The sequence below is a fragment of the Mycolicibacter sinensis genome (assembly GCF_001667375.1).
In the GTDB taxonomy this organism is placed as follows: domain Bacteria; phylum Actinomycetota; class Actinomycetes; order Mycobacteriales; family Mycobacteriaceae; genus Mycobacterium; species Mycobacterium sinense_A.
The window spans coordinates 1-21,545 of record NZ_LZIN01000014.1 but is presented as its reverse complement, the minus strand read 5'-3'; the positions used below and the strand labels follow the sequence as shown (position 1 = coordinate 21,545).

Genomic DNA, 21,545 nt, shown 5'->3' with positions numbered 1-21,545 from the left:
AGTGGTCGGGTGCCCAAATCCAGTACGAACAAGTTGAAAGATCGGTTGTCGTCATGAACAGCATGGTTGCCTTCCTGCCGCTATTCATCGTCATGGGCGCGTTCATGTTCTTCGCCTCGCGGCGGCAGAAGCGCGCGATGCAAGCCACCATCGACCTGCACGAGTCGCTGCGGGTGGGGGACCGGGTCCACACCACCTCCGGGATGGAGGCCTCAATCACCGGTATCACCGACGACACCGTGGATCTGGAGATCTCGCCCGGTGTGGTGACCACCTGGATGAAGCTGGCGATCCGGGACAAGATCGAGCCCGAAGAGCTCACCGCTGACGCCGTGGTCGAACAGGCCACCGAAGACGCCTAGCGGCGATCGCGAGCACGACGCGCGGAACGCCCGCCCAACGACCGAGCCCGCCAGCCGGGCACGTACCCTTTTGCGGGTGCAGTCGCACTGATCGTCGCGAGCTGGCCCCCCGCGGAGCAGCCCCGACGATCGCGAGAGCGCATCGTGCAATGAGCGAAGGAGACTCAACAACGTGGCATCGCCTTCGGCACCGGTGCACCCTGCCCGCAACATGGCGGTGTTCCTGGCAATGCTCATCGGCGTCTTCCTGCTGGTGTTCCTGACCGGAGACAAGCTCGCCGAGCCCAAGCTCGGCATCGACCTGCAGGGCGGCACCCGCGTGACGCTCACCGCCCGCACACCCGACGGCTCCGCCCCGACCCGCGACGCGCTCATCCAGGCTCAACAGATCATCAGCGCGCGGGTCGACGGCCTGGGAGTATCCGGGTCCGAGGTCATCATCGACGGCAACAACCTGGTCATCACGGTGCCGGGCAGCGACGGCAACGAAGCGCGCACCCTCGGGCAGACGGCCCGGCTCTACATCCGGCCGGTGATCAGCGGGGTCTCGGTGGAGGAAGCCAAGCAGGCCGGCGGCGGCCAGATGCCCGGACTTCCCGGCGGACCCGGGCGGCCCGGCCTGCCGCCGGGCGTTCCCGGCGTCCCCGGTGGCGTTCCCGGTGTCCCGGGTGGCGTTCCCGGTGTCCCGGGTGGAATTCCGGGTATGCCCGGCGGCATCCCCGGTGCCCCGGGCGGAGTTCCCAGCATCCCGGGCTTGCCGGGCTCGCCGGTCACCGGCGGTCAGTCCGGTTCGGGTGAGCAGGGCCTGCCGGGCGGTGGCGGTGCCGGCGGCGAAGGCGCGTTCGGCGGCGGCGCGTTCGGCGGCGGAGATGGTTCGCTTCCCCAGCAGCCTCTGCTGCCACCGGCGCAGCCGCGGCCCTACCCTCAGGAGCCGGCCCCATCGCCGAGCACCACCGCGGAGAGCCCCGGGCCGGAGAACACCACCGAGGTTCCGGGCGGCACCGGATCCCCGGGCATCCCGCAGCCGGGTACGCCCGGTGAGGCGCCGATCCCCGGAGCGCAACTGCCGGGCATGCCGCCTGTTCCCGGCCAACCGGGCCAGCCGCAGGGCCTGGCGGCCCGCATCGCCGCCGAGAAGCGGCTGCGCCAAAGCGACAACAAGGTGGTGCAGGCCCTGGCCCTGCAGATCCAGGCCAGCCGGTGCGACAAGGAAGACATCCTGGCCGGCAACGACGACCCGGACCTGCCGCTGGTGACCTGCTCGCAGGACCACCAGACCGCCTACCTGCTGGCACCGTCGATCATCAGCGGTGACCAGATCGCCGACGCCAGCTCCGGAATGGATCAGCGCAGCGGCTCCAACATCGTCCAGGTGCAGTTCAAGAGCGCCGCCGCCGACACCTGGGCCGACTACACCGCGGCCCACATCGGCACCCAGACCGCGTTCACCCTGGACTCTCAGGTGGTCAGCGCGCCGCAGATCCAAGAGGCGATCCCCGGCGGCCGCACCCAGATCACCGGTGGCTCACCGGGATTCACCCAGGACGAGGCACGTCAGTTGGCCAACGTATTGAAGTACGGGTCGCTGCCGCTGTCGTTCGAGGCCTCGGAGGCCGAAACCGTCTCGGCCACACTGGGAATGACCTCGCTGCGGGCGGGCCTGATCGCCGGCGCGATCGGCCTGGCGTTGGTGCTGGTCTACTCGCTGCTCTACTACCGGGTGCTCGGGGTGCTGACCGCGCTGTCGCTGGTGCTTGCCGGCGCCATGGTGTACGCGATCCTGGTGCTGTTGGGCAGATACATCAACTACACGCTCGACCTGGCCGGCATCGCCGGTCTGATCATCGGTATCGGCACCACCGCCGACTCGTTCGTGGTGTTCTTCGAGCGCATCAAAGATGAGATCCGTGAAGGCCGCTCGTTCCGCTCGGCGGTGCCGCGCGGCTGGACGCGGGCCCGCAAGACGATCGTGTCCGGCAACGCGGTGACCTTCCTGGCCGCGGCGGTGCTGTACTTCCTGGCGGTCGGCCAGGTGAAGGGCTTCGCGTTCACCCTGGGGCTGACCACGATCCTGGACCTGGTCGTGGTGTTCCTGGTGACCTGGCCGCTGGTGTACCTGGCGTCCAAGTCGCCGACGCTGGCCAAGCCGACTTACAACGGCCTCGGCGCGGTTCAGCAGGTGGCACGCGAGCGGCGGGCGGTAGCCAGGGCGGGCGGCAGACCGGGTGGCAGACCCGGAGCCAAAACGGGCGCGCGGGTGACCGCCCAGTCGACGGGACAGGGATAGCCAGATGGCCAAACCGAGCACCAAGGGCGGCACGAAGCGCGCCACGAAGAACACCGAGGCAGTCGAACTGACCGACACCAGCACCGCCGTCGAGGAGACGGCCCGCAAGACCACCGGCACGCCGCGGCCGCCGAAGCACAGCTTCTTGTCGCGGCTCTACACCGGTACCGGTGCGTTCGAGGTCATCGGCAAGCGCCGGCTGTGGTACGCGGTCAGCGGCGCAATGGTCGCGATCGCCATCTTGAGCATCCTGATCCGCGGCTTCACCTTCGGTATCGACTTCGCCGGCGGCACGAAGGTCTCGTTCCCGCGGGGAGAGACCTCGGTCACCCAGGTCGAAGAGGTCTTCCGCAGCAGCGTCGGCAGCAGCCCCGAATCGGTGGTGGTGGTCGGCAACGGCTCGTCGGCGACCGTGCAGATCCGCGCCGAGACGCTCACCAACGAGCAGACCGAGAAGCTGCGCGACGCCCTGTTCGACGCGTTCCAGCCCGTCGGGCCCGATGGGCAGCCCAGCAAGCAGGCGATCAGCGACTCGGCGGTGTCGGAGACCTGGGGCGCGCAGATCACCCAGAAGGCGGTGATCGCGCTGGTGGTGTTCCTGCTGCTGGCGTCGCTCTACATCACGGTCCGCTACGAGTGGTATATGACGCTGGCGGCGATGATCTCCATGGTCTTCGACGTCCTGGTCACCGCCGGGGTCTATTCGCTGGTCGGCTTCGAGGTCACCCCGGCCACCGTGATCGGATTGCTGACGATTCTCGGGTTCTCCATCTATGACACCGTCATCGTGTTCGACAAGGTCGAGGAGAACACCCACGGCTTCGAGCACAAGACCCGGCGCACCTACGCCGAAGAGGCCAACCTGGCGGTCAACCAGACCTTCATGCGGTCGATCAACACCAGCCTGATCTCGGCGCTGCCGATCATGTCGCTGATGGTGGTTGCGGTGTGGCTGCTGGGGGTGGGAACGCTGCAGGACCTCGCGCTGGTGCAGTTGGTCGGGGTCGTCGTCGGCACCTACTCGTCGATCTACCTGGCCACGCCGCTGCTGGTCACCCTGCGGGAGCGCACCGAGCTGGTGCAGAACCACAACCGCAAGGTGATGCGGCGCCGCAAAGCCGCTACCGGTACCACGTCCGCGCCGGCCGCCTTGGAAGGCGCGGATGACGCCGACGACACCGCCGAAGACGACGACGAGGCGACCGTGGCCGCGGGTGCCTCCGCCCCGTCACCGGCCGCCCCGGCACCGGGCGCCAAGCCGGTGCGCCCCACCAGCCGGCGCAGCCAGCGTCCGACCGGCAAGCCGGACGCCGGACGGTAACGGAAGATGGTGGCCCGCTGTCGGCCTGCGGCGGCGTGGGTGGTGGCGCTCGCCACCGCGGTGGGCGCCTGGTCGGCGTCGGCGTGCACCAGCGGCACCGTCGATCAGATCGACTACGCCGTCGACGGCGGCCTGAACACTTACAACACCACCTCGGTGGCCGGCGCCGCTTCGGCGGCACCGCAAGCGTTCTCGCGCAGCCTGACCGGCTTCGGCTACCACGGCCCCGACGGCCAGATCGTCACCGACCACGATTTCGGCAGCATCTCGGTGGTGGGACGCTCCCCACTGGTGCTGGACTACCAGATCGCTGAAGCGGCGGTCTATTCCGACGGCCACTCGATCGCCTGCGACGATCTGGTGCTGGCCTGGGCGGCTCAATCCGGGCGGTTCGGCGGCTTCGACGCCGCCAGCCGAGCCGGCTACCTCGACATCGAGCACATCGACTGCGAGCCCGGCGCCAAGAAGGCCCGGGTGTCGTTCTTCCCGGACCGCAACATCGTCGACTACGAGGAGCTGTTCGCCGCGACCTCGATGATGCCGTCGCACATCCTCAGCGCCAAGCTCGGACTGAACGTCGCCGAGGCGGCGCTGGGCAGACTCGGTCCGGTCGAGGAGGTCATGCCCAAGATCGCCGAGGCCTGGAACACCACCTGGCACCTCGACCACAACGCCGACCTGCGGAACTTCCCGTCCTCGGGTCCCTATAAGATCGACACGGTGCTCGACGGGGGTGCGGTGGTGCTGGTGGCCAACGACCTGTGGTGGGGCGCCAAGCCGGTCACCAGGCGAATCACGGTGTGGCCGCAGGGCGCCGACATCGCCGATCGGGTCAACAAGCGCGTCGTGGAGGTCGTCGACGTGGCGACCGGGTCGGCCGGGTCCCTGATCACCCCGGACGACTACCAGAGCAGCGACACCCCGTCGGGCGGTATCGAACAGCTGATCTTCGCCCCGTCCGGGCCGCTGTCGGAGACCCCGGCGCGCCGGGCGGTGGCGCTGTGCACCCCGCGCGACGTGATCGCCCGCGACGCCGGTGTGCCGATGGTCAACTCGCGCCTGAACACCGCCATGGACGACGCATTCGACCAGGCCGAGAACGTGCCCGAGGCCGAGCAGTTCGTTCACGCCGACGCGGGCGCCGCCCGCGACACGCTGGGCGGCAAACCTTTGACGGTGCGGATCGGCTACCGCGGGCCCAACACCCGGCTGGCCGCGGTGGTCGGGGCGATCAGCGGATCGTGCGCCCCGGCCGGCATCACCGTCACCGAGCTGGCCTCGGACAGCATCGGGCCGCAGGCGCTGCGCGACGGGCAGATCGACGTGCTACTGGCGAGCACCGGCGGATCCACCGGCAGCGGCTCGACCGGGTCGTCGGCGATGGACGCCTACGAACTGTTCAGCGGCAACGGCAACAACCTGTCCGGCTACCACAACGACCAGATCGACGGCATCATCTCCGCACTGGCGGTCACCGCCGACCCCGCCGAGCTGGTGCGGCTGCTGGCCGAGAGCGCTCCGGTGCTGTGGGCCGACATGCCGACCCTGCCGCTGTACCGCCAGCAGCGCACCCTGCTGTCGTCGAAGAAGACCTACGGCGTGGCCGCCAACCCCACCCGCTGGGGTGCCGGCTGGAACATGGACCGCTGGGCACTGCAACAGTGAGATCAGCCGGAACGGCAGGCGATGGCGCCGCCGAGATCATCGCGTCGTTGACCCGCGAAGTGGCCGACTTCCCGAGGCCGGGCATCGCGTTCAAAGACCTCTCCCCGGTGTTCGCCGACGCTGCCGGGCTGGCCGCGGTCACGGACGCGCTGGCCCGAATCGCCGCGGGCGCCGACCTGGTGGCCGGTATCGACGCCCGGGGATTTCTGCTGGCCGGGGCGGTCGCCGGCCGGCTCGGGGTGGGCGCGCTGGCGGTCCGCAAGGGCGGCAAACTGCCGCCGCCGGTGCTCACGGAGGCCTATCAGCTCGAATACGGCCAGGCGGTGCTGGAAATCCCCGCCGACGGAATCGCGTTGGCCGGCCGCCGGGTGGTGATCCTCGACGACGTTCTGGCCACCGGTGGCACACTGGCTGCCACACAGCGGCTGTTGTGCCGCGCCGGAGCCGACGTCGTCGCGGCGGCGGTGGTGCTGGAGTTGGCCGATATGGGCGGACGCGCCGCGGTGGCGCCGTTGCCGCTGCACAGCCTGCGCCGGATTTAGCCGATATTCTCGTGGTCGGAGGTGAGCTACGTGAGCTCTGACGAGGGCTTCGAGGCCGAGCGGCGCGAGAAGGAGGGCGGCCAGCCGGTGGCGGTCTTCCAGCCGCCTGAGCAGGACTCGCCCACCGAGCGCACCGATTTACTCAAGGTGCCCACCAGCGCCTCGCGGCGGGTGCGGGCCCGGATCGCCCGCCGGATCACCGCCCAGCGCGGCGCGCTGAGCCCGGTGCTCGAGCCGCTGGTCGCGGTGCACCGGCAGTTCTACCCGAAGGCGAACCTGGCGCTGCTGCAGCGCGCCTACGAGGTCGCCGAACAGCGCCACGCCACCCAGCTGCGGCACTCCGGGGACCCCTACATCACGCATCCGGTGGCGGTGGCGACCATCCTGGCGGAACTGGGCATGGACACCACCACGCTGGTGGCCGCGCTGCTGCACGACACCGTCGAAGACACCGGCTACACCGTGGAGGCACTCGCCGGGGAGTTCGGCGACGAGGTCGCCCACCTGGTCGACGGGGTGACCAAGCTGGACAAGGTGGTGCTGGGCACCGCGGCCGAAGCCGAGACGATCCGCAAGATGGTCATCGCGATGGCGCGTGACCCGCGGGTGCTGGTGATCAAGGTCGCCGACCGGCTGCACAATATGCGCACCATCCGCTTCCTGCCGCCGGAGAAGCAGGCCCGCAAAGCCCGTGAGACGCTGGAAGTCATTGCGCCCCTGGCGCATCGGCTGGGTATGGCCACCGTCAAATGGGAGCTCGAGGACCTGTCGTTCGCGATCATGCACCCGAAGAAGTATGAGGAGATCGTGCGGCTGGTGGCCGACCGGGCGCCGTCGCGCGACACCTACCTGGCCAAGGTGCGCACCGAGATCATCAACACGCTGGCGAAGTCCAAGATCGGCGCGACCGTCGAGGGCCGGCCCAAGCACTACTGGTCGATCTACCAGAAGATGATCGTGCGGGGCCGCGACTTCGACGACATCTACGACCTGGTGGGGCTGCGGATCCTGTGCGACGAGATCCGGGACTGTTACGCCGCGGTCGGCGTCGTGCACTCGCTGTGGCAGCCGATGGCCGGCCGCTTCAAGGACTACATCGCGCAGCCGCGCTACGGCGTCTACCAGTCGCTGCACACCACGGTGATCGGCCCGGAGGGCAAGCCGCTGGAGATTCAGATCCGCACCCGGGAGATGCACCGCACCGCCGAATACGGCATCGCCGCGCATTGGCGCTACAAGGAAGCCAAGGGCCGCAACGGGGTTCCGCATCCCAATGCCGCCGCCGAGATCGACGACATGGCCTGGATGCGTCAGCTGCTGGACTGGCAGCGAGAGGCCGCCGACCCCGGCGAATTCCTCGAGTCGCTGCGCTACGACCTGGCCGTCAAGGAGATCTTCGTCTTCACCCCCAAGGGCGATGTGATCACCCTGCCCAACGGTTCGACCCCCGTGGACTTCGCCTACGCCGTGCACACCGAAGTCGGCCACCGCTGCATCGGTGCCCGCGTCAACGGCCGGCTGGTGGCCCTGGAACGCAAACTCGAAAACGGGGAAGTGGTCGAGGTTTTCACCTCCAAGGCCCAGAACGCCGGGCCGTCCCGGGACTGGCAGCAGTTCGTGGTGTCGCCGCGGGCCAAGGCCAAGATCCGGCAGTGGTTCGCCAAGGAGCGCCGCGAGGAGGCGCTGGAATCCGGCAAGGACGGGATCGCCCGCGAGGTGCGCCGGGTCGGCTTGCCGCTGCAGCGGTTGGTCAACGGCGAATCGATGGCCGCGGTGGCCCGCGAACTGCACTACAGCGACGTGTCGGCGCTCTACACCGCGGTCGGTGAGAATCACATCTCGGCGCACCACGTGGTGCAGCGGCTGGTGGCCCAGCTTGGTGGGGTGGATCAGGCCCAGGATGATCTGGCTGAGCTGGCGACTCCGCTGACCATGCCGCGCCGGCAGCGCTCCGACGACGTCGGCGTCGCGGTGCCCGGCGCGCCCGGCGTGCTGACCAAGCTGGCCAAGTGCTGCACCCCGGTACCCGGCGACGAGATCATGGGTTTCGTCACCCGTGGCGGCGGGGTGAGCGTGCACCGCACCGACTGCACCAACGCCGATTCACTGCGCCAGGAGTCCGAGCGGATCATCGAGGTCAAGTGGGCGCCGTCGCCGTCGTCGTTGTTCCTGGTGGCCATTCAGGTCGAGGCGCTGGATCGGCACCGCCTGCTGTCGGACGTGACCAAGGTGCTCGCCGACGAGAAGGTCAACATCTTGTCGGCGTCGGTCACCACGTCACGTGACCGGGTGGCGATCAGCCGGTTCACCTTCGAGATGGGCGACCCGAAGCATCTCGGGCACCTGCTCAACGTGGTCCGCAACGTCGAGGGTGTCTATGACGTCTACCGGGTGACGTCCGCGGCCTGAGCCCTCACTTGGCAGCCCCCACTTGGTAGCCCCCACTTGGCGCGAGGGTGCGTGTCTGGCCACGACACGCCGCGGGTGGGCGTACGTCTACGCACGCTCGTGGACGAGCAGGGGAACCGATTAGTCGGCGCGGATGGACTTGACGGTCACCTTGGTGACGGGCGGGCCGTCGGTGCCGCCGCCCTGGACGCCGGCCGCGGCGATCTTGTCCAGCGTGTCCAGCCCGTCCTGCTGAATCGTGCCGAACACCGTGTACTGCGGCGGCAGCATCGAGTCCTGATACACCAGGAAGAACTGACTGCCGTTGGTGCCGGGCCCGGCGTTGGCCATCGCCAGGGTGCCGCGCGGGTAGCGCACCGGCTGCTGTGCGGCCGGGTCGTTCGCCGCGTACTGGTCGGTGGGGTATTCGTTGGCGAACTCGTATCCCGGGCCACCGGTGCCGTCACCGGCCGGATCACCGCACTGCAGCACGCTGAGCATCGGTGACGTGGTCAACCGGTGGCACTGGGTGCCGGAGAAGAAGTCCTTGGCGCCCAGACTGATGAAACTGTTGACCGTGCAAGGCGATTGGGCGTTGTTGAGCATCAACCCGATGGGACCCTGATCCGTCATCATCGACACGCTGACCTCGGCTGGCTCGGTTGGGACCTTGCCGGAGCGCGGCGGATCCACCGGCTTGCTGGCCGGGCGCGCCTTCGGGTACTGGCAATCGGCGCCCAGGGTGGGCGACGCGGTGAACTTCGGCAGCTGCCCGGGCTCGGCTGGCGAGGCCGAAGCGGAGTCGGCCGGCTCGGCGGTCTCCGACGTCGAAGAGGCGTTGACGCTGCCGGTATCGCCGTCGCCGCGCAGCACCACGAACACCACACCGGCCACCAGCAGCACGGCCACCACCGCGCCGGCGATCATCAGGATCCGGCGCTGCTTGCGGGCCGCCTCGGCGCGCTCCTGCATCTGCTGGTCCAGCTTGCGCTTGGCTTGGGCGCGCCGTTCTTCATTCGTGGACACCGCCGGATTACCTCCCTGGCTCGCGGGTGAGTCGGCTCTACAGTCTGCCAAAGTCTGCCAGCACCGCCCACGTCCACGCCGCAACGGCGCGCAATGGGAAACTGGTGCACGTGTTGGTCACCGGATTCCCCGCCGGAATGCTGGCGTGCAATTGTTACGTGGTGGCGCAGCGGCAAGGCGCCGACGCGATCGTCGTCGACCCCGGCCAGCGCGCGATGCCCCGGCTGCGTCACATCCTCGACGAGAATCGGCTGACGCCGTCGGCGGTGCTGCTCACCCACGGCCACATCGACCACATCTGGTCGGCGCAGAAGGTCTCCGACACCTATGGCTGCCCGACCTACATCCACCCCGAGGACCGCTTCATGCTCACCGACCCACTGCGGTCGCTGGGCACGCTGCCGGGCCAGGCGCTGTTCGGCGTCTTGAGCAAGGTGATGTTCTCCGAGCCCAAACAGCTGGTCGAACTGGACCGCGACGGGGACAAGATCGGCCTGGGCGACACCACCGTCACCGTCGATTTCACCCCCGGGCACACCCGCGGTTCGGTGGTCTTCCGGGTCGAAGGCGACGCCGACGAGATGGTGTTCAGCGGAGACACCCTGTTCCAGAACTCGGTCGGTCGCACCGACCTGCCCGGCGGTAGCGGTCGCGATCTGCTGACCTCAATCGTCGACAAGCTGCTGTGTCTCGACGATGCGACCGTGGTGCTGCCCGGCCACGGACCCGCGACCACCATCGGCGCTGAGCGCCGGTTCAACCCGTTCCTAGAAGGGCTCAGTGCGTGAGCACGTTGAAAGGGTTGAGTGGGTGAGCACCTTTGCCGCCCCCAAAGGGGTGCCCGATTACGTTCCGCCCGCGTCGTCCGGCTTCGTCGCGGTGCGCGACGGGCTGCTGGCGGCGGCGCGGCGCGCCGGCTACGGCGACATCGAGCTGCCGATCTTCGAGGACACCGCGCTGTTCGCCCGCGGGGTGGGGGAGTCCACCGATGTGGTGTCCAAGGAGATGTACACCTTCGCCGACCGCGGGGACCGGTCGGTGACGCTGCGCCCCGAGGGCACCGCCGGGGTGGTGCGCGCGGTGATCGAGCACGGACTGGACCGGGGGCAGTTGCCGGTCAAGCTCTGTTACGCCGGGCCGTTCTTCCGCTACGAGCGTCCGCAGGCCGGCCGGTACCGGCAGCTGCAGCAGGTCGGGGTGGAGGCGATCGGCGTGGACGATCCGGCGCTGGACGCCGAGGTGATCGCGGTGGCCGACGCCGGGTTCCGCTCCCTGGGCCTGAACGGCTTCCGGCTGGAGATCACCTCACTGGGCGATGACACCTGCCGGCCGGCCTATCGAGAGTTGTTGCAGCAGTTCCTGTTCGGTCTCGACCTCGACGAGGAGACCCGCCGCCGCGCCCAGATCAACCCGCTGCGGGTGCTCGACGACAAACGCCCGCAGGTGCGTGAGATGACCGCCGCCGCACCGCTGATGCTCGATCACCTCTCCGATGCCGCCAAACAGCATTTCGACATTGTGTTGGCACATCTGGATGCTCTGGGAGTGCCGTATGTGATCAACCCGCGGATGGTTCGCGGCCTGGACTACTACACCAAGACCACCTTCGAATTCGTGCACGACGGGCTCGGCGCGCAGTCCGGCATCGGCGGGGGCGGGCGCTACGACGGGCTGATGAGTCAGCTCGGTGGGCAAGACCTGTCCGGGATCGGCTTCGGGCTCGGGGTCGACCGCACCTTGCTGGCGCTGGCCGCCGAGGGCAAGACGGTGGGGGCGAGCACCCGCTGCGACGTCTTCGGGGTGGGACTGTCCGAGGCGGCCAAACTGCGCTTGGCGGTGCTGGCCGGCCAGTTGCGGGCCGCCGGTGTGCGGGTGGATCTGGCCTATGGCGATCGCGGGATGAAGGGCGCGATGCGCGCCGCGGACCGCTCCGGCGCCGTGATCGCCCTGGTCGCCGGTGACCGCGACCTGGAGGCCGGCACCGTCGGCGTCAAGGACCTGACCACCGGCGAGCAGGTCGAGGTGCCGATCGACAGCGTCGTCGCCGAGGTCGTGGGCCGGCTACCGCGAGATTGCAACGGTGCCGGAGAATCCGGGGAAACGCCTGCATGAGCGCATTTTCGGGCCCCGCATGCGACGCGATTCAGAGCGTCCGGTGCTGACCCTCCGGTACCGTGACGCGGTATGACGACCATGCGGAAGGTGACAGCCAGGTTCGGGACGGTGCTGCTGATGGCCGCCGCCGGAGTGGCCGCCAGCCAAGCGACCTCCCTCGCGGACCCCGAGCCCACGACGCCGCCGACGGCCGAAACCCCGGCCGAAGCCCCGGCGGCAGCCCCGGCCGAGAACTCAACGGCGCCCTCGGGTGAAGCGCCCCCGAAGAAAAGCGCGGCCAACGGTCACGAGGTCACCTACACCATCACCGCTACCAGCGACCTGAACACCAACATCTCCTACATCAAGACCGACCCGCCGAGCATGGCGGCCTACAACGCCAACGCCTCGGAGTACCTGGAGACCGTCAGGGCGCCGATCGCCGGCGGGCAGCCGCTGGTTTACACCGCCACGCTGGCCGACCCGGGCCAGTGGGCGCTGGTCACCGCCAGCGGAGGCTTGCGGGTCAACCCCGAATTCCACTGTGAGATCGCCGTCGACGGTGAGGTGGTGGTCTCCCAGCAGGGCGGCAGCGGCGTGTCGTGCTCGACGCGCCCCTGGTAGCCGCGGCTCACTGCGCGGCCACGACGACGACCTCCGCGGGCTCACTGCCCACCGTGCGGAGGCGGTGGCTGATCGAGGCGTCGAAGTAGGCGCTGTCGCCGGCGGTCAGCGTCCATGTCGCATCGCCGTACTCCAACTCGACGGTCCCGGTGTGGACGAAGACGAACTCCTGGCCCTGATGGAGCGGATGGGCGTCGCGCGCGGTGCGCCCGGTGGGCCGTACCACAAACGGGGACATCGACTTTCCCAGCATGCCCGACGCCATCGCCCGGTAGCGTTGCCGGTCCGCGCTGCGGTCGGCGGCCCGGTCGACAGCGATTTTGTCCTCGGCGCCGCGTTCGGAGAACAGTTGGGCCACATCGGCATCCAAGGCCTGGGCGACTTTGATGGCCGTCGCGATCGATGGTGTGCTGTGACTGCGTTCGATCTTGGACAGATAGCTCTTGGTCAGGCCGGTCCGCTCGGCGAGGGCTTCGAGGGTGAGCCCGCGTTGCTTGCGGACCGCGCGCAACAGGTCGGTCATCGCCCCATGATGACACAAAGTGTCCTATCGAATATCATGTTGTCATGGCCGAGACATTCACCGACTCCAAATCCGAGCTGATGCAGCGCGCGGAGCGCCGATTCGCGGAGAACTTCGGGCAAGACATCTGGTCGACCCGCCAGAAACTGGCGCTGACCTGTCGCGCGCTGTCCGACCGCGGCCACGACTCGGGGCTGGTCGGTCAGATCACCGCCCGGGCCGAGACGCCCGGCACCTACTACACCCAGCGGCTCGGCCTCGGGTTCGACGAGATCACCGAAGACAACCTGCTGCTGGTCGACGAAGACTTGAACGTCCTCGAGGGCGAGGGGATGGCCAACCCGGCCAACCGGTTTCACAGCTGGATCTACCGGGCGCGTCCCGATGTGCAGTGCATCGTGCACACCCATCCGTTCCACGTGGCCGCGTTGTCGATGCTGGAGACTCCGCTGGTCATCTCGCACATGGACACCACACCGCTCTATGACGACTGCGCGTTCCTGCCGAACTGGCCCGGAGTGCCGGTCGGCAACGAGGAAGGCGAAATCATCTCGCACGCCATCGGCGACAAGAAGGCGATCCTGCTGGCGCACCACGGCCAGATCGTGGCCGGCGCCAGCGTGGAGGAGGCATGCTCGCTGGCCGTACTGATCGAACGTGCCGCCGCGCTGCAACTGGCCGCCATGGCTGCCGGCACCATCAAAGAACTCCCGGAGAAACTCGCCCGCGAAGCCCACGACTGGACCCTGCTGCCCAACCGCAGCCAGGCCAATTTCGCCTACTACGCCCGTCGCGCACTGGCCGGCCACCCCGACGCGATCACCGCATAACTAAGGAGTCCTCGTGGCAGCACAATTACGCGGTGTCATCGGCTACCCGGTGACACCGTTCAGCGACGGCGGTATCGACACCGCGGTCCTGACCACCGTCATCGACCACCTCGTCGACGCCGGAGTACACGCCATCGCCCCGTTGGGCAGCACCGGTGAACTGGCCTACCTCAGCGAACCCGAATTCGACGCCTGCGTCGACGCGTCGATCGCGGCGGTCGCCGGACGGCTGCCGGTACTGGTCGGCGTCTCGGATCTGACCACCGCGACCACGGTGCGGCGCGCCCGTTATGCCGCGCAGGCCGGCGCCGACGCGGTGATGGTGGCGCCGGTGTCGTACTGGAAACTCTCCGAGCGCGAGATCACCACCCACTATCAGGCCGTCTCCGATGCCGTCGACGTCGACATCGTCGCCTACAACAACCCGGCCACCTCCGGGGTGGACATGAGCCCCGAGCTGCTCGTCAACATGTTCGAAAGCATCGAGCACGTCACCATGGTCAAGGAGTCCACCGGGGATCTGACCCGGATGCTGCGGATCACGAAGCTGTCCGACGGGCGCCTGCCGTTCTTCAACGGCAGCAACCCGCTGGTGCTCGACGCGCTGCGCGCCGGCGCCGCCGGCTGGTGCACGGCGGCGCCCAATCTGCGCGCACAACCGTGCCTGGACCTCTACGCCGCGGTCAGCGCAGGCGAGCTGGACACCGCGCAGGCGCTCTACGACGACCTCAAGCCGCTGCTGGAGTTCATCGTGGCCGGCGGGCTGGCCACTACGGTCAAAGCCGGCCTGGAATTGCTCGGAGTACCGGCCGGAGCGCCGCGGCGCCCGCTGCTGCCGCTCGACGACGCCGGCCGCGCCGAGCTGCGCGGGCTACTCGGCGAGCTCTAACCCAGGTCGGCTGCGGCGAAGGTGTCGCACTGGTCCGGGTCGCCGGTCTGGTAGCCGACGGTGAACCAGTGCTGGCGCTGCGTCGAAGCGCCATGGGTCCAGGACTCCGGGTTGACGTGGCCGGTGGCGGCCTGCTGGATGCGGTCGTCACCCACCGAGGAAGCCGCGGACAGCGCGTCGCGGATGTCCTCGTCGGTCAGCGGCTTCAAGAACGGCACGCCGGTGCTCTTCTGTTTGGTCACCGACGCATAGTGCGCCCACACGCCGGCGTAGCAGTCGGCCTGCAATTCGGTGCGCACCCCGGCGCCGGTCGCGCCCTGCGCGCCGTGCTGGGCTCGGCCGAGCACGCCGCGCAAGTTCTGCACGTGGTGGCCGAACTCATGGGCCACCACATACTCCTGGGCCAGCGGCCCGCTGCTGGAGCCGAACTGGTCGACGAGCACCTGGAAGAAGTCGGTGTCGAAGTAGGCGGTCTGGTCGGCGGGACAGTAGAACGGCCCGACCGCGCTGCTGGCGACCCCGCATCCGGTGCTGGTCTGCCCGCTGAAGAGCTGCACCTGGGGGCGGCTGTAGCCGCGCAACAGCTCCGACCACACCGCGTCGACCGAGTTGGCGGTGGCCACCACCCGGCACTGTACGTATTTATTGGCGTCCGCCCCGGTGCGGCATTTGCTGAGGTCGAATCCCGGCGCCGTGTACTGCCCGCGATCCACCGGCTGCTGGCTGAGCACATCGCCGGGATCGGCCCCCAGCAGCAGCGCCACCACCATGATCACCAGCCCGGCGACACCACCGCCGATGGCGATCCCACGACCGCCGCCGCCGGATGAGGTGGTGCTGGTATCGATCTGCATGCCTTCGTTGAAGGTCATCGCACGCTCCGTCGGATTGTCGTAGGTTCAAGGTGGCCGGCTGACCTGCTTGTGGGGCTCCTTAGCTTTGCACATGCGCGCCGGCGACCCGGGCGGGTTGACGGCGGCTGACGGGGCCTAATACCGGCACTTCGCTAAGTGAAGACAACGTTGTCTGACCAGTTCCCAAACCTTTACTGAATGTTTGTCGCCGTGCTGTACGGGGCGCTGACGCCGGTGTTACGTTCTGCTTCCGGCTGCAGTGGGAGATCACTCCTGCAACGGCCGCCACAGCTATCCGGAGAGGTGGTTTGCTCGGTGGACACGTCAGCTCATCCCGTTACGCGCCTTAAGTGGCGCCGCGGCCCGAGCTGCCGGTCGCATCGGCAACCAAAGCTTTATCAGACCGTTATTACACGAGTCCGCTAGAGTGACGCGCGTCAACTACTGACACAGACTTCGTTCGCGTAACACCACATCGCTGCAGGTTCCAGGAGGAAAGATGTCATTCGTAACCGCCCAGCCGGAGGTTTTGACGGCGGCTGCGGGCAGCCTGTCCGGAATTGGTGATTCTATGACCGCGGGCATGGCCGCCGCGGCTGCCCCCACCATGGGTGTGGTGCCCCCTGCCGCCGACATGGTGTCGGCGATGACTGCTGCCCAGTTCGCTACCCACGCGCAGCTTTTTCAGCAGGTCAGCGCCCAGGCTGCGGCGGTTCACCAGCAGATCGTGGCCACCTTGAGCGGGAACTCGAACGCCTACGCCCTCACTGAGGCTGCCAACGCCGCATCGGCCGGCTGAGTCAGGGCGCGTCAATGAGCTTCAGTGTGTTTCCGCCGGAGATCAACTCCGGCTTGATCTATACCGGGCCGGGTTCGGCGCCTCTGCTGGAGGCGGCAGCGGCCTGGACCAACCTGGCAGCCGAACTGTCGACGTCAGCGACGGCGACGCACTCGGTGGTCACCAACCTCGCTTCGACCTGGACCGGGATGGGATCCGCGGCGGCGACGTCTTCGGTGGCGCCGTATGTTGCCTGGCTGCAGCAGGCGTCGGCCAACGCCACCCAGAACGCGGCACTGGCCACGCAGGCGGCCGCCCTGTTCGAGGCGGCCCGGGCAGGGTCGGTGCCGCCGCCGGTGATCGCGGCGAACCGGGCAATGCTGCTGGCGTTGATCTCGACCAACTTCTTCGGGCAGAACACCCCGGCGATCGCCGCGACCGAGGCCCAGTACGAGGCGATGTGGGCGCAGGACGGCGCCGCGATGGACACCTACCACGGCTCGGCCCAGGCCAACAACAACCTGATGCAGGTCCAGTCGTCGCCGCCGAACTCTGCACAGGCGACGCAGGCGGGACAGCCGGCGCCGGCCGAAGGCGGTCCTGTACCCGGCACCCCCGGCGGCGAGGTCGTCAACCCGGGCTACAACCTGTCGACCGTCGGCGGGATCATGGAAACGCTCGGCATCGATCCGAGCGCGCTCGGCATCACCGACGCGACTCTCCTTGCCACCCCGATCAACTCGCTGACCTCGCCCATGACGATGGGTACCTCGTTCGGCATGATGGCGATGCGCATGCTGATGATGCTCCCGCAGCTCGCCCGCATGGGCGCGATGGGCGGCACGGCGGGCGCGCTGGCGGGCCAGACCGCCGGCGCCGGCGGCGCCGGAACCCTGATGACCCAGATCGGCGACTTCGTCAACGACAAGCTGCAGGGCGCGGTCGGCGTGCTGGCCGGCCACTTCAGCTCAGCCACCAACGCCATCTCCGCCAAGCTCGGCCAAGCCGCCTCGATGGGGGCGCTGAAGGTGCCGCAAGCGTGGTCGATGGCAGCCGACGGCATGGTTCGTGCCGCTCCGGTGCTGCCGTCGACCACGGTCAGTGCCCCCATTCAGACCATGTCGGCGTCATCGGGGCTGCCCGGTGGCCCGTTCGGAAATGCGCTCATGGGTGCCATGGCCGGACGCGGACTGGGAGCGGTCGCCGCCAAGGCCCCCAAAGTTATGCCCCGTTCGCCGGCCGGCGGGTAACGGAAGGGGCCTGAACACACGTGTCCGCCGGGCCGCCGCCCGGCACCACAACTAATTCCGAGCAAGAAGGAGAAATTTTCATGGCAACACGTTTTATGACCGACCCGGACGCGATGCGGGCGATGGCGGGGCGTTTCGACGTTCACGCGCAGACGGTGGAGGATGAGGCCCGCCGGATGTGGGCGTCGTCGACCAACATCTCCGGTGCGGGGTGGGGTGGTCTGGCCGAGCGGACCTCGATGGACACCATGGGTCAGATGCAGACGGCGTTTCGCAACATCGTGAACATGCTGCACGGGGTGCGCGATGGGTTGATCCGTGACGCCAACCACTACGAGCAGCAGGAAGCTGCTTCCCAGCAGATCCTGTCGAGCTAGAAGGAGAACCACAGATGAGCATCAACTACCAGTTCGGTGATGTGAATGCCCACGGTGCGTTGATCCGTGCTCAGGCTGCCTCGTTGGAGGCCGAGCACCAGGCGATCGTGCATGACGTGCTGGCTGCCGGAGACTTCTGGGGTGGCGCCGGTTCGGTGGCCTGCCAGGAGTTCGTGGCCCAGTTGGGCCGCAACTTCGCGGTCATCTACGAGCAGGCCAACGCCCACGGTCAGAAGGTGCAGACCGCCGGCAACAACATGGCCAACACCGACGCCTCGGTCGGCTCCAGCTGGGCCTGACCGACCCGCAGTACGCAGCGCGGCAGCACACCACCCACCGGTGTGCTGCCGCGTGCTGCAATGGGTGGGGTAGTGGCAGACATTGCCGTGCCGCTGCGTGATCCAATAGCCAAGTACCGGCAAGGTAGAGGAGGGTAGTGATGGATCCGAGCACCCGCACCGACATCACCGTCAACGTCGAGGGTTTCTGGATGCTGCAGGCGCTGCTGGACATCCGCCACGTCGCGCCCGAATTGCGTTGCCGACCTTATGTTTCCACCGATTCGAACGACTGGCTCTCGGAGCATCCCGGCATGGCGGTGATGCGTGAGCAGGGCATCGTCGTCGAGGACGAGGTCAACGAGGTGGTGGCGGCCCGGATGCGGGTGCTGGCCGCGCCCGACCTCGAGGTGGTCGCCCTGCTGTCGCTGGGCAAGTTGCGCTACGGGGTCATCGACGACGATGACCAGCCGCCCGGCACCCGTGACATTCCGGACAACGAGTTCCGGGTGCTGCTGGCGCGGCGCGGCGAACACTGGGTGTCGGCGGTGCGGGTCGGCACCGACATCACCGTCGACGATGTCTCGGTCACCGATGCCGCCTCGATCGCCGCTCTGGTGATCGACGGCATGGAGTCCATCCACCACGCCGATCCGGCGCAGATCACTGCGGTCAACGTGCCGATGGAGGAGATGCTGGAGGCGACCCAGAGCTGGCAGGACTCCGGCTTCAACATCTTCACCGGGGGAGACCTGCGCCGGATGGGCATCAGTCCCGCCACCGTCGCCGCGCTGGGCCAGGCGCTGTCGGAGCCGGCCGCAGAGGCCGCGGTTTATGCGCGGCAATACCGCGACGACGCCAAGGGCCCCAGTGCCTCGGTGTTGTCGCTCAAAGACGGCTCGGGCGGCCGAATCGCGCTGTATCAGCAGGCGCGCACCGCTGGTTCAGGCGAAGCGTGGCTGGCGATCTGCCCGGCCACCCCGCAGCTGGTCCAGGTGGGCGTCAAAACCGTCCTGGACACCCTGCCCTACGGTGCCTGGAAAACGCATCGGAGGGTCTAGCGGCCCCACCGGAGTTGACGCGCACCGAAATGACGTGTGACAGAAATGACGTGTGACGCACCGGAAAATTTGCCGGAAAACGCGAATCGTGCGAATAACATGCATTGCCTTTAGAATTGGACAGACTTTGAAATGACAAATTGCGAGGCGGCAGCTATGGGTTCAATGCGGTCAATATTCGTCGAGGTGGTGCGATCATGACGACGGCGATCGAGTCGGCGCAGCCGGGCGGGGAAGTCGCACCGTCGGCGCCCCGGTCCGTGGTGGTCGGAGTCATGGCCGGTGAGGGCGTCCAGATCGGGACGCTGCTGGACGCCGACGCGCCGGTGTCGGTGATGCTCGACCCGTTGCTGAAGGTGATCAACGGCCGGCTTGCCGAGCTCGGTGAGCCGACCCTGCAGGCCGAGGGACGCGGCCGCTGGGTGCTGTGCCTGGTCGACGGCAGCGCGCTGCGGCCGAACCAGTCGCTGACCGACCAGGACGTGTACGACGGTGACCGGCTGTGGCTGCGGTTCATCGAGGACCGGGAGCGGCGTTCGCCGGTTATCGAACACATCTCCACCGCGGTCGCGGTGAACCTCGCCAAGCAGTTCGCCCCGGTCGATGCGGCGACCGCCGTGCGGGTCGGGGTCTCGACCCTGTCGGCCGGTGTCCTGCTGGCGACCGCACTGCTCGCCGCCTGGCGCTACCAGCACGAGGACTGGCTGGCAGCCGGGTTCGGCGCGGGGATGGCGCTGCTGGTGCTGATCGCCGCCGCGCTGGTACTGATCCAGGCCCGCAATGACGCCGACCGGCGGGTCGGCGACATCTTGCTGGCCAGCGGGCTGGTACCGCTGACGGTGGCTGCAGCGGCCGCGGTGCCGGGCGAGGTGGGCGCCGCGCACGCGGCATTGGGCTTCGGCGTCGCCGGCATCGGTGCGCTGGCGGTCATCCGGCTCACCGGACGGCAGTTGGCGGCCTACAGCGCCGTCGCCGTCATCAGCGCGGCGGTGACATTCGCCGGCGTACTGCGGATGGTGTTCCTGACCGGCGCGGTGACCTTGATGGCCTGCGTCTACCTGGCCTGTGTGCTGGCCTATCAGTGGTCGCCGTCATTGTCGCGGTGGCTGGCCGGCCTCCGGTTGCCGGTGTTTCCGTCGGCGACGAGCCGGTGGGTGTTCGAGGCGCGCCCCGACCTGCCCACCACGGTGGTGACCACACCCGGCGCCCCGGCCTCCCTGGAGGGGCCGGAGTCGGTACGCGAGGTGGTGCTGCGTGCCGAGCGCGCCCGATCGTTTTTGACCGGGCTGTTGACCGGGCTGGGCGTGCTGATCGCGGTGTGCGTCACCGGTCTGGCCGACCCACACTCGGACCGGTCGTGGCTGCCGGTGCTGCTGGCCGGACTGACGGCCGGGTTCCTGGTTCTGCGCGGCCGTTCCTTCCGGGATCGCTGGCAGGCACTCACGGTCACATTGACCGGTCTGGTGATCGTCGCCGCGGTGGTGGTGCGTTTCGTCGTGGTGCAGTGGACGCCCACGACGCTGGTGGTCGGCGCGGCGTTGCTGGCACTGATCCCGATGTTCGGGCTGTTGTCCGCGGTGATCGTGCCCAACACCATCTACAGCCCGCTGTTCCGCAAGTTCGTCGAGTGGATCGAATACCTGTGCCTGATGCCGTTGTTCCCGCTGGCGCTGTGGTTGATGAATACCTATGAAGCAATCCGGTACCGGTAGCGGCGGGCGTCGGCTGCAGCGCACCGCGCCCCGCCGCGCCGCCATGGTCATGATGGCGAGTGGCTCGCTGGCCGGTATGCCGGTCGCCGGCGCAATCGATCCCCCGGTAGTCGACCCGGGCGCACTGCCGCCCGACGGCACGCCCGGGCCGCCGCAGGCGATGCGACAGACCTCGTACTGCACCGAGGTGGGCGTCCTGCCGAACACCGACTTCCGGGTGCAGCCGGCCTACATGGACATGCTCAACTTGTCCGAGGCGTGGAAATTCAGTCGGGGGGCCGGTGTGAGCGTCGCGGTCATCGACACCGGCGTGACCCCGCACCCGCGGATGCCGAATCTGATCGGCGGCGGCGACTACGTGATGGCCGGCGGCGACGGGCTGTCGGACTGCGACGCGCACGGAACCCTGGTGGCATCGCTGATCGCCGCGGTCCCTGACAACGGTGTGACTCCGCTGCCGCCGCCGCGCCAGACCCGCCGGCCCCCGTCGGTTCCCACCAACGAACCTCCGCCGCCGACGCCGGCGCCGCAGACGACCATCGTGGTGATGCCGCCGCCGCCGGCGCCGCCTCCACCGCCGCCAGTCGACGGCGCGGAACCGTCCAACGGTTCGAACAACGGCCCGGCCGCCCCGACCGCCCCGGCGCCGGACCGGGAGCCGGGGCGGCGGCCAGCGCGGGGGCC

21 protein-coding genes are annotated in these 21,545 nt (G+C 68.5%); 18 read left to right on the top strand and 3 right to left on the bottom strand.

Translation table 11 applies throughout. The annotated features are described in order from the left end of the window. The first annotated feature begins 53 nt into the window (after positions 1-53). The 6 genes from yajC to A5771_RS02285 all read left to right on the top strand — a co-directional run bounded on the left by yajC (position 54) and on the right by A5771_RS02285 (position 8,586). Positions 54-362, top strand: a complete 309-nt coding sequence (yajC, locus tag A5771_RS02310; RefSeq protein WP_064853587.1) for a preprotein translocase subunit YajC — start codon at positions 54-56, stop codon at positions 360-362. Between the two features lie 172 nt (positions 363-534). Continuing rightward, complete coding sequence (gene secD / locus A5771_RS02305) at positions 535-2,649, top strand: protein translocase subunit SecD (RefSeq protein ID WP_064853586.1); 2,115 nt, start codon at positions 535-537, stop codon at positions 2,647-2,649. Between the two features lie 4 nt (positions 2,650-2,653). Next, positions 2,654-3,970, top strand: a complete 1,317-nt coding sequence (gene secF, locus A5771_RS02300) for a protein translocase subunit SecF (protein ID WP_064853585.1) — start codon at positions 2,654-2,656, stop codon at positions 3,968-3,970. Positions 3,971-3,976: 6 nt separating this feature from the next. Then, positions 3,977-5,635, top strand: a complete 1,659-nt coding sequence (locus A5771_RS02295) for an ABC transporter substrate-binding protein (protein ID WP_064853584.1) — start codon at positions 3,977-3,979, stop codon at positions 5,633-5,635. After that, positions 5,632-6,177 carry an adenine phosphoribosyltransferase gene (locus A5771_RS02290; RefSeq protein WP_064853583.1) on the top strand — a complete coding sequence of 182 codons (546 nt, stop codon included), beginning with the start codon at positions 5,632-5,634 and terminating at the stop codon, positions 6,175-6,177. Before A5771_RS02295 ends, A5771_RS02290 begins: the two co-directional genes overlap by 4 nt. Positions 6,178-6,264: 87 nt before the next feature. Further along, complete coding sequence (locus A5771_RS02285) at positions 6,265-8,586, top strand: RelA/SpoT family protein (protein ID WP_064853627.1); 2,322 nt, start codon at positions 6,265-6,267, stop codon at positions 8,584-8,586. Between the two features lie 120 nt (positions 8,587-8,706). Here the strand turns inward: A5771_RS02285 and A5771_RS02280 are convergent, their stop codons facing one another. Further along, on the bottom strand, positions 8,707-9,591 hold the full coding sequence (locus tag A5771_RS02280) for a peptidylprolyl isomerase (RefSeq protein ID WP_064853582.1): 885 nt from the start codon (positions 9,589-9,591) through the stop codon (positions 8,707-8,709). Between the two features lie 110 nt (positions 9,592-9,701). On the opposite strand from A5771_RS02280, the gene A5771_RS02275 reads away from it, so the two are divergent. The 3 genes from A5771_RS02275 to A5771_RS02265 all read left to right on the top strand — a co-directional run bounded on the left by A5771_RS02275 (position 9,702) and on the right by A5771_RS02265 (position 12,309). After that, positions 9,702-10,379, top strand: coding sequence for an MBL fold metallo-hydrolase (locus tag A5771_RS02275; RefSeq protein WP_064853626.1), 678 nt, complete (start codon positions 9,702-9,704; stop codon positions 10,377-10,379). Positions 10,380-10,401: 22 nt separating this feature from the next. Beyond that, the gene (hisS, locus tag A5771_RS02270) at positions 10,402-11,703 is read left to right on the top strand and encodes a histidine--tRNA ligase (RefSeq protein ID WP_064853581.1); all 1,302 of its coding nucleotides are present in this window, start codon (positions 10,402-10,404) and stop codon (positions 11,701-11,703) included. Positions 11,704-11,784: 81 nt separating this feature from the next. Beyond that, on the top strand, positions 11,785-12,309 hold the full coding sequence (locus tag A5771_RS02265; protein ID WP_428844377.1) for a hypothetical protein: 525 nt from the start codon (positions 11,785-11,787) through the stop codon (positions 12,307-12,309). 7 nt (positions 12,310-12,316) lie between these two features. Here the strand turns inward: A5771_RS02265 and A5771_RS02260 are convergent, their stop codons facing one another. Further along, entirely contained in the window at positions 12,317-12,832 is a 516-nt protein-coding gene (locus tag A5771_RS02260; protein WP_064853579.1) for a helix-turn-helix domain-containing protein, read from the bottom strand. A gap of 44 nt (positions 12,833-12,876) precedes the next feature. Here A5771_RS02260 and A5771_RS02255 point away from each other — a divergent pair, with 44 nt between their 5' ends. Continuing rightward, on the top strand, positions 12,877-13,662 hold the full coding sequence (locus A5771_RS02255) for an aldolase (RefSeq protein ID WP_064853578.1): 786 nt from the start codon (positions 12,877-12,879) through the stop codon (positions 13,660-13,662). A 13-nt stretch (positions 13,663-13,675) separates the two neighbouring features. After that, positions 13,676-14,551: a dihydrodipicolinate synthase family protein gene (locus A5771_RS02250; RefSeq protein ID WP_064853577.1), complete on the top strand. Its 876-nt coding sequence runs from the start codon at positions 13,676-13,678 to the stop codon at positions 14,549-14,551. Here the strand turns inward: A5771_RS02250 and ypfJ are convergent. After that, positions 14,548-15,423 (bottom strand): KPN_02809 family neutral zinc metallopeptidase, encoded by an 876-nt coding sequence (gene ypfJ / locus A5771_RS02245; protein ID WP_064853576.1) that lies wholly within the window; start codon positions 15,421-15,423, stop codon positions 14,548-14,550. The two genes, A5771_RS02250 and ypfJ, sit on opposite strands and share 4 nt — an antisense overlap. Before the next feature lie 481 nt (positions 15,424-15,904). Here ypfJ and A5771_RS02240 point away from each other — a divergent pair, with 481 nt between their 5' ends. The 7 genes from A5771_RS02240 to A5771_RS02210 form a co-directional block, all read left to right on the top strand. Then, the gene (locus A5771_RS02240; RefSeq protein WP_064853575.1) at positions 15,905-16,204 is read left to right on the top strand and encodes a PE family protein; all 300 of its coding nucleotides are present in this window, start codon (positions 15,905-15,907) and stop codon (positions 16,202-16,204) included. A gap of 14 nt (positions 16,205-16,218) precedes the next feature. Then, on the top strand, positions 16,219-17,433 hold the full coding sequence (locus A5771_RS02235; RefSeq protein ID WP_064853574.1) for a PPE family protein: 1,215 nt from the start codon (positions 16,219-16,221) through the stop codon (positions 17,431-17,433). Positions 17,434-17,513: 80 nt separating this feature from the next. After that, positions 17,514-17,810, top strand: coding sequence for a WXG100 family type VII secretion target (locus tag A5771_RS02230; protein WP_013827942.1), 297 nt, complete (start codon positions 17,514-17,516; stop codon positions 17,808-17,810). Between the two features lie 14 nt (positions 17,811-17,824). Continuing rightward, positions 17,825-18,109 (top strand): WXG100 family type VII secretion target, encoded by a 285-nt coding sequence (locus tag A5771_RS02225; RefSeq protein WP_013827941.1) that lies wholly within the window; start codon positions 17,825-17,827, stop codon positions 18,107-18,109. Positions 18,110-18,249: 140 nt separating this feature from the next. Then, positions 18,250-19,149, top strand: a complete 900-nt coding sequence (locus A5771_RS02220; protein WP_064853573.1) for an ESX secretion-associated protein EspG — start codon at positions 18,250-18,252, stop codon at positions 19,147-19,149. A gap of 197 nt (positions 19,150-19,346) precedes the next feature. Beyond that, entirely contained in the window at positions 19,347-20,861 is a 1,515-nt protein-coding gene (eccD, locus tag A5771_RS02215; RefSeq protein WP_064853572.1) for a type VII secretion integral membrane protein EccD, read from the top strand. Then, positions 20,839-21,545, top strand: a 707-nt coding sequence (locus A5771_RS02210; RefSeq protein ID WP_234782913.1) for a S8 family serine peptidase, incomplete at its 3' end; no start/stop codon positions are given. The genes eccD and A5771_RS02210, both read left to right, overlap by 23 nt.

Bases quoted from the DNA above. Each gene is read 5' to 3' on its own strand.
- yajC (WP_064853587.1), top strand. From the start codon at position 54: ATGAACAGCATGGTTGCCTTCCTGCCGCTATTCATCGTCATGGGCGCG.
- secF (WP_064853585.1), top strand. From the start codon at position 2,654: ATGGCCAAACCGAGCACCAAGGGCGGCACGAAGCGCGCCACGAAGAAC.
- A5771_RS02295 (WP_064853584.1), top strand. From the start codon at position 3,977: ATGGTGGCCCGCTGTCGGCCTGCGGCGGCGTGGGTGGTGGCGCTCGCC.
- A5771_RS02265 (WP_428844377.1), top strand. From the start codon at position 11,785: ATGCGGAAGGTGACAGCCAGGTTCGGGACGGTGCTGCTGATGGCCGCC.
- A5771_RS02260 (WP_064853579.1), bottom strand. From the start codon at position 12,832: ATGACCGACCTGTTGCGCGCGGTCCGCAAGCAACGCGGGCTCACCCTC.
- A5771_RS02255 (WP_064853578.1), top strand. From the start codon at position 12,877: ATGGCCGAGACATTCACCGACTCCAAATCCGAGCTGATGCAGCGCGCG.
- ypfJ (WP_064853576.1), bottom strand. From the start codon at position 15,423: ATGACCTTCAACGAAGGCATGCAGATCGATACCAGCACCACCTCATCC.
- A5771_RS02240 (WP_064853575.1), top strand. From the start codon at position 15,905: ATGTCATTCGTAACCGCCCAGCCGGAGGTTTTGACGGCGGCTGCGGGC.
- A5771_RS02235 (WP_064853574.1), top strand. From the start codon at position 16,219: ATGAGCTTCAGTGTGTTTCCGCCGGAGATCAACTCCGGCTTGATCTAT.
- A5771_RS02230 (WP_013827942.1), top strand. From the start codon at position 17,514: ATGGCAACACGTTTTATGACCGACCCGGACGCGATGCGGGCGATGGCG.
- A5771_RS02225 (WP_013827941.1), top strand. From the start codon at position 17,825: ATGAGCATCAACTACCAGTTCGGTGATGTGAATGCCCACGGTGCGTTG.
- A5771_RS02220 (WP_064853573.1), top strand. From the start codon at position 18,250: ATGGATCCGAGCACCCGCACCGACATCACCGTCAACGTCGAGGGTTTC.
- eccD (WP_064853572.1), top strand. From the start codon at position 19,347: ATGACGACGGCGATCGAGTCGGCGCAGCCGGGCGGGGAAGTCGCACCG.